Origin of the sequence: Curtobacterium sp. YR515 (assembly GCF_900113095.1) — a bacterium.
In the GTDB taxonomy this organism is placed as follows: Bacteria; Actinomycetota; Actinomycetes; order Actinomycetales; family Microbacteriaceae; genus Curtobacterium.
The window spans coordinates 1,013,650-1,022,249 of record NZ_FOOD01000001.1 but is presented as its reverse complement, the minus strand read 5'-3'; the positions used below and the strand labels follow the sequence as shown (position 1 = coordinate 1,022,249).

General features: G+C 71.8%; 7 protein-coding genes. 4 read left to right on the top strand and 3 right to left on the bottom strand.

The features are described 5' to 3' along the window. Positions 1-187 precede the first annotated feature (187 nt). Positions 188-790 carry a DnaJ family domain-containing protein gene (locus tag BM028_RS04735; RefSeq protein WP_092384830.1) on the bottom strand — a complete coding sequence of 201 codons (603 nt, stop codon included), beginning with the start codon at positions 788-790 and terminating at the stop codon, positions 188-190. Between the two features lie 13 nt (positions 791-803). Further along, positions 804-2,633 carry a glycoside hydrolase family 15 protein gene (locus BM028_RS04730; protein ID WP_092384828.1) on the bottom strand — a complete coding sequence of 610 codons (1,830 nt, stop codon included), beginning with the start codon at positions 2,631-2,633 and terminating at the stop codon, positions 804-806. A 460-nt stretch (positions 2,634-3,093) separates the two neighbouring features. On the opposite strand from BM028_RS04730, the gene BM028_RS04725 reads away from it, so the two are divergent. From BM028_RS04725 to BM028_RS04710, 4 genes are all read left to right on the top strand, one after another. Then, complete coding sequence (locus BM028_RS04725; RefSeq protein WP_092384826.1) at positions 3,094-4,260, top strand: RtcB family protein; 1,167 nt, start codon at positions 3,094-3,096, stop codon at positions 4,258-4,260. A 123-nt stretch (positions 4,261-4,383) separates the two neighbouring features. Continuing rightward, positions 4,384-5,217, top strand: a complete 834-nt coding sequence (locus tag BM028_RS04720; RefSeq protein WP_175495989.1) for a DUF1206 domain-containing protein — start codon at positions 4,384-4,386, stop codon at positions 5,215-5,217. Between the two features lie 48 nt (positions 5,218-5,265). Then, entirely contained in the window at positions 5,266-6,141 is an 876-nt protein-coding gene (locus BM028_RS04715) for an SMP-30/gluconolactonase/LRE family protein (protein WP_092384822.1), read from the top strand. 89 nt (positions 6,142-6,230) lie between these two features. After that, entirely contained in the window at positions 6,231-7,310 is a 1,080-nt protein-coding gene (locus BM028_RS04710) for an alpha/beta fold hydrolase (RefSeq protein ID WP_092384820.1), read from the top strand. A gap of 92 nt (positions 7,311-7,402) precedes the next feature. On the opposite strand, the gene BM028_RS04705 is transcribed toward BM028_RS04710, so the two are convergent. Beyond that, positions 7,403-8,596 (bottom strand): NAD(P)/FAD-dependent oxidoreductase, encoded by a 1,194-nt coding sequence (locus BM028_RS04705; protein WP_092384818.1) that lies wholly within the window; start codon positions 8,594-8,596, stop codon positions 7,403-7,405. Positions 8,597-8,600: the final 4 nt, after the last annotated feature.

Below are 8,600 nucleotides of genomic sequence, written 5' to 3'. Positions count from 1 at the left end.
CGCCGCGAAGCTGCTCAACAGCACCTTCAAGACCGACGCCGTGAAGTCCGGCCTCCTCGTCGGCACCGCCACCATCACCGCCAAGATCAAGTAACGCTTCCACGCCAGGGACGACCGCAGCACCGCGCCACGAGCGGTGCTGCGGTCGTTCCCGTGTCCGGGGGCGGTCCAGGAGGCGCGGGTCACCTCACCGACGTCGGCGCCACCACCGCCGGGGTCGGTCCGCCTCGGCAGCGGCCCGGTCCGCGGCCGCCTGCGCCTCGGTCGCCAGTCGCTCCTGCCGACGCGCTCGCCAGCCGGCGACCTCGGTCTCGACGTCTCGGAGCGGGGTCACCACCGGCGGCCCACCGAGGAGCTGCCGGCGGGCCTCCTTCACGCGGGCGTTGAAGTCCTCGAGCACGTCACGGACGTCGGGCTCGGCGGAGAGGGCGTCGAGGTGCTCGTCGAGCTCGGCGTCCTCCTTCCGCAGCGCCAGGGCGGGCGGGGCGATCCCGGTGATCTCCTCGCGCTCGATCTTCGCCTTGATCCACCAGTCGGGGTCGTGGCGTCCGTCGTTCCCCGGGAGCCGCTTGCCGTGGTACGGGTTGCCCTCGAAGACACCCCGACGCTCGGCCTCCTCGATCTGGGCCCGAGCGTGCGCCGCGACGTCGGCGGCCTTCAGGAGCCGACGCTCCTCGCGCACCTCGTCGGGGTCGAGGGAGCCGCGTTCGATCTCGCTGTCCACGAGCTGCTGGTACCGGTAGCGGGCGGCCCGTCGCAACCGGTCCATGCGTGCATCGACGTCGTTCATGACCCCTCCATGATCACTCCCCGGAGCGCTCCTCGCCAGCGACCTCCTCGATCGTGAGCGCTGCCTGGATGAGCGCCAGGTGCGACAGCCCCTGCGGGATGTTGCCCATGAACGTGCCGTCCTCGCTGATCATCTCGCTGAACATGCCGACGTCGTTCGCCTGCTCCACCATCTCGTCCATGAGGTCGCGGGCGTCGTCGACCCGTCCGACACAGGCCATCGCGGCCGCGAGCCAGAACGAGCACGCCACGAACGGCGACTCCTCGGACTCCATGCCCGAGTACCGGTACACGAGCGGGCCGTGCTGCAGCTGCTCCTCGATCGCCCGGATGGTCGACTCCATGCGGGGACCCCGGTCGAAGGCGCTCATCGCGTGCAGCAGGATCGACGTGTCGAGCTTGTCGGAGCCCGGGTACATCACGTAGTACCCGCGTTCCTCGTCCCACCCGTGCTCGGCGACCCACTGCTCGATGAGCTCGCGGTTCTCGATCCACTTGTCGCGCGGCCCGTCGATCATCCCGGCCTCGTGCAGCTCGGCCGCGGCGTCGAGCGCCTGCCAGCAGCCGATCTTGCTCGAGACGTAGTGCTGCGTGTCCTGGAGCTCCCACATGCCCGAGTCCGGCTCCTCCCACCGGTGGCAGGCGTCGTCGGCGAGCTCCTGCAGGACGGCGGCGGTCTTCCGGTCGAGGACGTTGCCGGCGCGGACGTACTGGCGCAGGATCTCGAAGACGTCGCCCCACACCCCGAGCTGCAGCTGGTCGCCGGCGCGGTTCCCGATGGTCACGGGGCCGATGCCGTTCCAGCCGGGGACGTCGCGCTCCTCGACGCCGTCGCTCTTCGAGCCGTCGAGCTCGTAGAAGATCGGCATGTCCTCGTCGTGCTCGGCGATCGTGCGCATCACCCAGGACACCGCGGCGTGGGTCTCCTCGCGCAGCCCGAAGCGGGTCAGCGCGTGCACCGTGTACGACAGGTCGCGTACCCAGGCGAACCGGTAGTCCCAGTTCTTGCCGCCGGTGCGGTCCTCGGGCAGGCTCGTCGTCGGAGCCGCTGCGATCGCGCCGGTCGGCGAGAAGATGAGCAGCTTGAGGGCGAGGGCGCTCCGCTGCACCGGCTCGGCCCACGGCCCGTCGTACGAGAACTCCTCCGACCAGGTCGCCCAGTTGTCGATCGTCCGGTCCATCGCCTGGAGCGCGCTCTCCGGCCGGGGCATGAAGATCGGCTCGTCGTGGGTCCCGACGATGGTCAGGATGTGCTTCGAGCCCTCGGCCGTGGTGAAGCGGCCGGAGAACCGGGGCCCGTCGTCGTGCACGGGTTCGAAACCCTGCTCGACGATGGCGATCGTGATGCCGTCGATGCCGATCACGGCGCCGTTCGCGGTGTCGAGGCGTCTTGGCTCGGCCGTGTTGAGCAGGGTCCCCGGCACCACCGCCCACTCCAGCTCGACCGTGCCGTCGACGCCCTGCACGCACCGGGCGACCTCGGCCCAGGGCAGGCGTCCCGCGACGCCGGTCACCATCGCGTCGGTCACGGTCACGGAGCCCGACGCCGTGGTCCAGGTGGTGACGAGCACGTTCGTGCCCGGCAGGTACTCGCGCGAGACCTCGGCGTCGGCGTCGACCGGCCGGAGGGCGATGTGTCCGCCGTGCTCGGCGTCGAGGATGCTCGCGAAGACCGGCGGCGAGTCCATCGAGGGGATGGGCAGCCAGTCGATCCGGCCGTCCCGTGCGACGAGCGCCACCGTCCGACCGTCGCCGATCGCGCCGTAGGACCGGAGCGGTGCGTAGCCGTCGGTGCGCTCCTCGTCGTCGATCACGTCAGGGGTGTCTCGGGTCCGCTCGGTCATGCTCCCAGCCTGCCCGCGCCCTGGGCCCGACCATCAGGCGGGCGTACCCCGCCGTGGAGGACGCCCGCCGTTCCTCCAGGCTGTGGAGAACCGGCGACACGCCCGGGGTGACTTGTGCACCCCGGGCGTGTCGCACTACTGTCGTCCTCCTGCCCATCGGCAGGACCGCCCGTCCCGGGCACCACCGGAAGGACCGCGCGTGCGCACCGTGCAGCACCACGAACAGCGAGTCGAGCTCCAGCTCGACACGCTCCTCGTGCTGCCCGAACAGCGCAACCAGCAGCAGTCCGACCGCTATCCCGCGTAGGCACGCGACGTCACCCGACGCCCCGTGCCCACCCGGCCCGGGGCGTCCTCTCCACGACGCTGCCCTCCGAACGCCACGCCTCGTGGTGCCGGACGACAGCAGGACCTCGCCCCGGACCGTCACCGAAGACCGTCACGAAAGCGAGACGAAGCAATGGAGAAGATCACCGACCGGCTGCTGAGCTGGGCCTCGATGCTCGAGGACAACACCGAGCAGCAGGCCCGCACGACCGCGCGCATGCCGTTCGTGTTCCCCCACCTGGCCCTCATGCCGGACGCCCACCTGGGCCTCGGCGCCACCGTCGGGTCGGTCATCCCGACCCTCGGCGCGGTCATGCCGGCAGCCGTCGGCGTGGACATCGGCTGCGGCATGATCGCGGTCCGGACCCAGTTCACCGAGGCCGACCTGCCCGACGACCTGCAGGAGCTGCGCGAGCAGATCGAGCGGGCGATCCCGCTGTCGGCCGGTGCGTCGAACCGGAAGATCGTCGCCACGGCCGAGCCCCGGATCGCGGAGCTCGAGACGATGGCCGAGGGTGCCGGGTTCGACCCCGCAGGGGCACACGGCGGCTGGCGCAACCAGCTCGGCACGCTCGGGTCCGGCAACCACTTCATCGAGGTGTCGCTCGACGAGGCGGACCGCGTCTGGCTGTTCCTGCACTCCGGGTCGCGGGGCGTCGGCAACAAGATCGCCCAGCGGCACATCGCGGTCGCCAAGAAGGCCATGCAGCGCTGGTGGATCGAGCTGCCCGACCCCGACCTGGCGTACCTGGTCGAGGGGACCCCGGAGTTCGACCGGTACATCGCCGAGCTGCGGTGGGCGCAGCACTTCGCGCTCCTCAACCGCGAGGAGATGATGGACCGCGTCGTGCGGCAGCTGTCCGAGGTCGTCGGCACGCCGGTCGACGAGCGGGAGCGGATCAACTGCCACCACAACTTCACACAGCGCGAGACGCACTGGGGGAAGTCGGTGTGGGTGTCCCGGAAGGGTGCGATCCAGGCGAGGGCGGGGCAGCCCGGTCTGATCCCGGGGTCGATGGGCACCGCGTCGTACGTCGTCGAGGGCCTCGGCAACAAGCCGTCGCTCGAGTCGTCGCCGCACGGTGCCGGTCGGCTGTTCTCGCGGAGCGCCGCCCGGCGGACGTTCACGCACGACCAGCTGCGCGAGGCGATGGTCGGCATCGAGTACCGCGACACGGACGCGTTCCTCGACGAGATCCCGGCGGCGTACAAGCCGATCGACCAGGTCATGGCCGACGCCTCGGAGCTCGTGTCGATACGGCACACGCTGCGGCAGGTCGTCAACGTGAAGGGTGACTGACGTCGCCGTCACGCCGGTTCGGGAGGCGCGGTGCGGGCCCGCACCGCGCCTCCCGACTGCCAGACGGCCGGGTGTCACCGCCCCTGCCGGACAGGGCCCGTTCCGTCGGGCACGCTCGATGGCGTGAGTGAACAGGCGGAACAGGCGGCCCGGAAGACCGGTCGTGGGGCGAAGCGCGTGGCCGACAGCCGGTGGTTCGAGCTGACGGCGCGCGCCGGGTTCGTCGGCAGCGGCATCGTGCACCTGCTGATCGGCTACCTGGCGATCCTGCTCGGTGTCGGCAACGCGTCCTCGGGCAGCGAGACCGACCAGTCGGGGGCGCTGCAGCAGCTCGCCGCGGTCCCCGGCGGGGTCGTCCTCCTGTGGATCGTGGCCGTCGGCTGCGCGGCGCTGACGATCCGTCTCGTGGTCGAGGCCGTGGTCGGCGGGCGGACGGACAGCGCCCGTGCCTGGGGCAACCGGGTGAAGAACGTCGGCAAGGCCGTGGTCTACGGGCTCATCGCGTACTCGGCAGCGTCCTACGCGGTCGGAGCCGGCACGAGTTCGAGCGGGTCGTCGCGGAGCGCTGCGGCGAAGGCCCTCGCGACCCCCGGCGGCGTGTTCCTCCTGCTGCTCGTCGCCGCGGTCGCCATCGCGATCGGCATCGGCCTCGTGGTGATCGGCTGCCGGCGCTCGTTCTGGAAGCAGTTGGTGCGCCCGCGGCAGCCCCTCGACCGTGTCGTCACCGTGCTCGGCGTCGTGGGGTACGTGCTGAAGGGGATCGCCGTGGTGGTCGTCGGCGTGCTCATCGCGGTCGCCGGCTTCCGGAGCGACCCCGACCAGGCGACCGGGCTCGACGGTGCGTTCGACGCGCTGCGCTCGATGCCGGGCGGGGTGTTCGTGCTCGTCGCGATCGGCATCGGGTTCCTCGCGTTCGGCGTCTTCAGCTTCTTCCGCGCCCGCTACGCCCGCCTCTGACACGGACACGGTGGACGCGCGCGGAGGCGGCACCGGTAGACCGGTGTCATGAGCAGCAGCGCGACGACCGGACCCGTGACCGTCTTCTCCGACGCCGGAGCCGTCCTCGCGGAGAGCATCGTGTGGGACCCCGGGACGAACGAGCTGCGGTGGGTCGACATCACCCTCGGCACCCTCACCACCGCGGACGCCCACGGCACGACCACGTCCACCGTGCAGCTGCCGCCCCCGCTGGCGAGCTTCCAGCCCCGCGCGGGTGGTGGCTTCGTCGCGGCCCTCGGCGACTCCGTCGTCGTGACGGACGCCCAGGGCGTCGTCGAGCGCGAGATCGCCCGGGTCGAGCACGCCACGGCCGGCCTCCGGTTCAACGAGGGCAAGTGCGACCCGTTCGGCCGGTTCCTCGTGGGCAGCATGAACCTCACCACGGGGGAGCCGGACGGTGCCCTGTACTCGATCGAGCCGGACGGCACCACGAGACTCCTCCGCGGCGGCTTCGGCGTGACGAACGGCATCGAGTGGTCGGAGGACGGCACGGTCATGTACGTCACGGACACGAGCGCGTCGACGATCTACCGCGGGTCGTACGGCCCCGACGGGGAGCTCGGCGAGCTGGAGCCGTTCGTCGTCGGGTCCGCCCACGACGGACTCGTCCGTGACGACGAGGGCTGCTCGTGGAGCGCGGTCTACGGCGGCGGTCGGGTCGAGCGGTACGGTCCGGACGGGTCGCACCTCGAGACCGTCGAGCTCCCGGTGCCGAACGTGACGTCGGTGGCGTTCGGCGGCCCGGACATGTCGACGCTGTTCGTCGCCTCGGCGCGGGAGAACCTCACCGAGGAGCAGCTCGTCGCGCACCCGCACTCCGGTGCCGTCCTCGCGGTGCCGACGCGGGTGCACGGGTTCCCCGCGAACACCTTCAGCGGCTGACGGGGCGCCGACGGCGGGATCGGGGGCGCCGCGGGTATCCTGGGCGATCGCCCGAACCGAGGAGCGACGCCCGACCCGAGGAGACCGAAGTGGACGACGAGCGCACGGACGCGACACCGGACCCCGCGAAGCGACTGGGCGAGGCCGAGAACGCCGACGTCACGGTCGAGGTCGACCGGGTCGCGGTCGACGGTACGTACGTGCGCGTCAGCTCCGTCGGCGAACCCGGCGACCGCGCCTTCCTGCTCGTCGCGGGGCTCGGCATCGCCGCCACCTACTACGAGCGGCTCGCCCCGCACCTCAACGAGAACGGCCCCGTGCACGCCCTCGACCTGCCTGGGTTCGCCGGTGTCCCGCGATTCCGCGGGAAGGTCTCGATCGAGCGGTACGCCGACGCGGTCGAGAAGGTCATCGACGGCCTCCGGCTCGTCGACCCGGTGCTCGTCGGTCACTCGATGGGCACCCAGGTCGTGACCGAGGTGGCAGCGCGTCGTCCGGACATCTCCGACCTGGTGCTCATCAGCCCGGTGGTCGACTCGCACGCGCGCACCGTCCGGCAGTCGGCGTTCCGGTTCCTCCGGTCCACGCTGCACGAGCCGGCGGCCGTCCGCTGGCACGGCATCACGGCGTACGCCCTGTGCGGCTGGCACTGGTTCTCGAAGGTGCTGCCGCGGATGATCGCTTTCCCGATCGAGGAGCGCGCCGCCCACGTGCAGGCACGGACGCTCATCGTGCGCGGGGAGCACGACGCGATGGTCCCGCGGGACTGGGTGCGTCGGCTCGCCCGGGTGTTCCCGTACGCGGTGCTGCGTGAGGTCGTCGACGGCGCGCACTCGGTGATGCACGCACAGGCGGACGCGGTTGCGCGGCTCGCGGTGGACCACGTCGCCGGCCGGCTCCCCGACCGCGGCGTGTCCTCGCTGCAGCGCGTCCGCGACGACTCGACGGCGTCGGACCTGTCGCGGCTCGGCCCGCGCGAAGCCTGGATGCTCGTCAAGTCGCGCTTCGTCGAACTGCTCGGCATGGCGAAGAACGACGACGAGACGCTCGAGGCGGCGAAGTCCGCGCACGCGGTCGCCATGGCGGACGGCGACGACCTGCCGGTCGACCCGGCGGATCGCCGCGAGATCGTCGACGAGGTGGCTCCGGAGACCCGCAAGGCGGGCTGATCCCGCGGACCGGCCCGCGGGCGGACGCGACCGACTGGAGGCGCGGTGCCGGTCTCGTCAGCCGGCACCGCGCCTCCAGTGTGGACGCGACGCTACGGCGTGATGCGCCCGATCAGCATGTCCGGCGTGAGCGCGTGGGCCTCGGCGAGGACCTTGCGGGCCTCGTCGGTCTTGTCCCAGACGTTCCAGAGCAGGACGCCGCGCACGAGGTCGTCGTCGTCGAGGTAGTAGACGACACCTGTGACCGTCGGGTCCTGCCAGTCCTCGACCGTGCGCAGCTTCGTGGTGACCTGCCCGACGGCCTCGTACCCCATGTCGAAGACGTCGGAGTAGAACATCGGCGTGTGGTCGTAGGTCTCGTCGGCGTCGGCGAGGTTGCGCCCCGCCTGCCGGCCCTGCTGCTGCGCGTTGTCGACGTGCTCGACCCGGCGCGTGCCGAGGATCCGGTCGGGGTACTCGGCGACGTCGCCGGCGGCGAACACCGAGTCGTCGTCGGTGAGGAGCGTCGAGGAGACGACGATGCCGTCCCGGACGGTGAGCCCGGCGTCGGCGGCGAGCCGGGTCGCCGGTTCGATGCCGAGTCCGACCACGACCGCGTCGGCGGACACCCCGGACCCGTCGTCGAGGGTCAGCGTGACGCCACCCCCGTGCTCGGACCCGTGGTCCACCCGGCGCCCGAGCCGGAGCTCCACGCCGTGGTCGACGAAGCGCTGCTGGAACGCCCGGGCGAGGTCCTCCGGGAACATCCGGCCGCCGACGACCTCGTCCGGGTCGACGAGCGTCACCCGGGCGCCGTTCTGCACGACGCCGGCCGCGATCTCGGTGCCGATGTACCCGCCACCGACGACGGCCACGTGGGCCCCGGCGTCGGCGAGCTCGCGGAGGCGTCGGTAGTCGGTGGCGCTCCGGTAGTCGAGCACCCGGTCGGACGGCGACAGCCCGGGGAGCCCGCGGGGCTTGCCGCCGGTCGCGAGGAGCAGTCGCTCGTAGCCGTGGGTGTGCCCGTCCGAGGTCGTGACGGTCTTCGCCGCGCGGTCGATCGCCGTAACCGCGGTGCCGAGCACGAACGTCGCGCCGGTCTCCTCGGTGTGCAGGTCGACCTTCTCGTCCCAGCTGAAGTCCGGGTCGGTCCACAGCTTCTTCGAGAGCGCCGGCCGGGCGTACGGCCGGTCGACGTCCTCGCTGATGATGCCGATCGAGCCATCGGCATCGAGTTCGCGGACGCCACGGGCAGCAGCGTCGGCGACCATCCCGCCGCCGACGACGAGGTAGCGGAAGTCGGTCATGGCG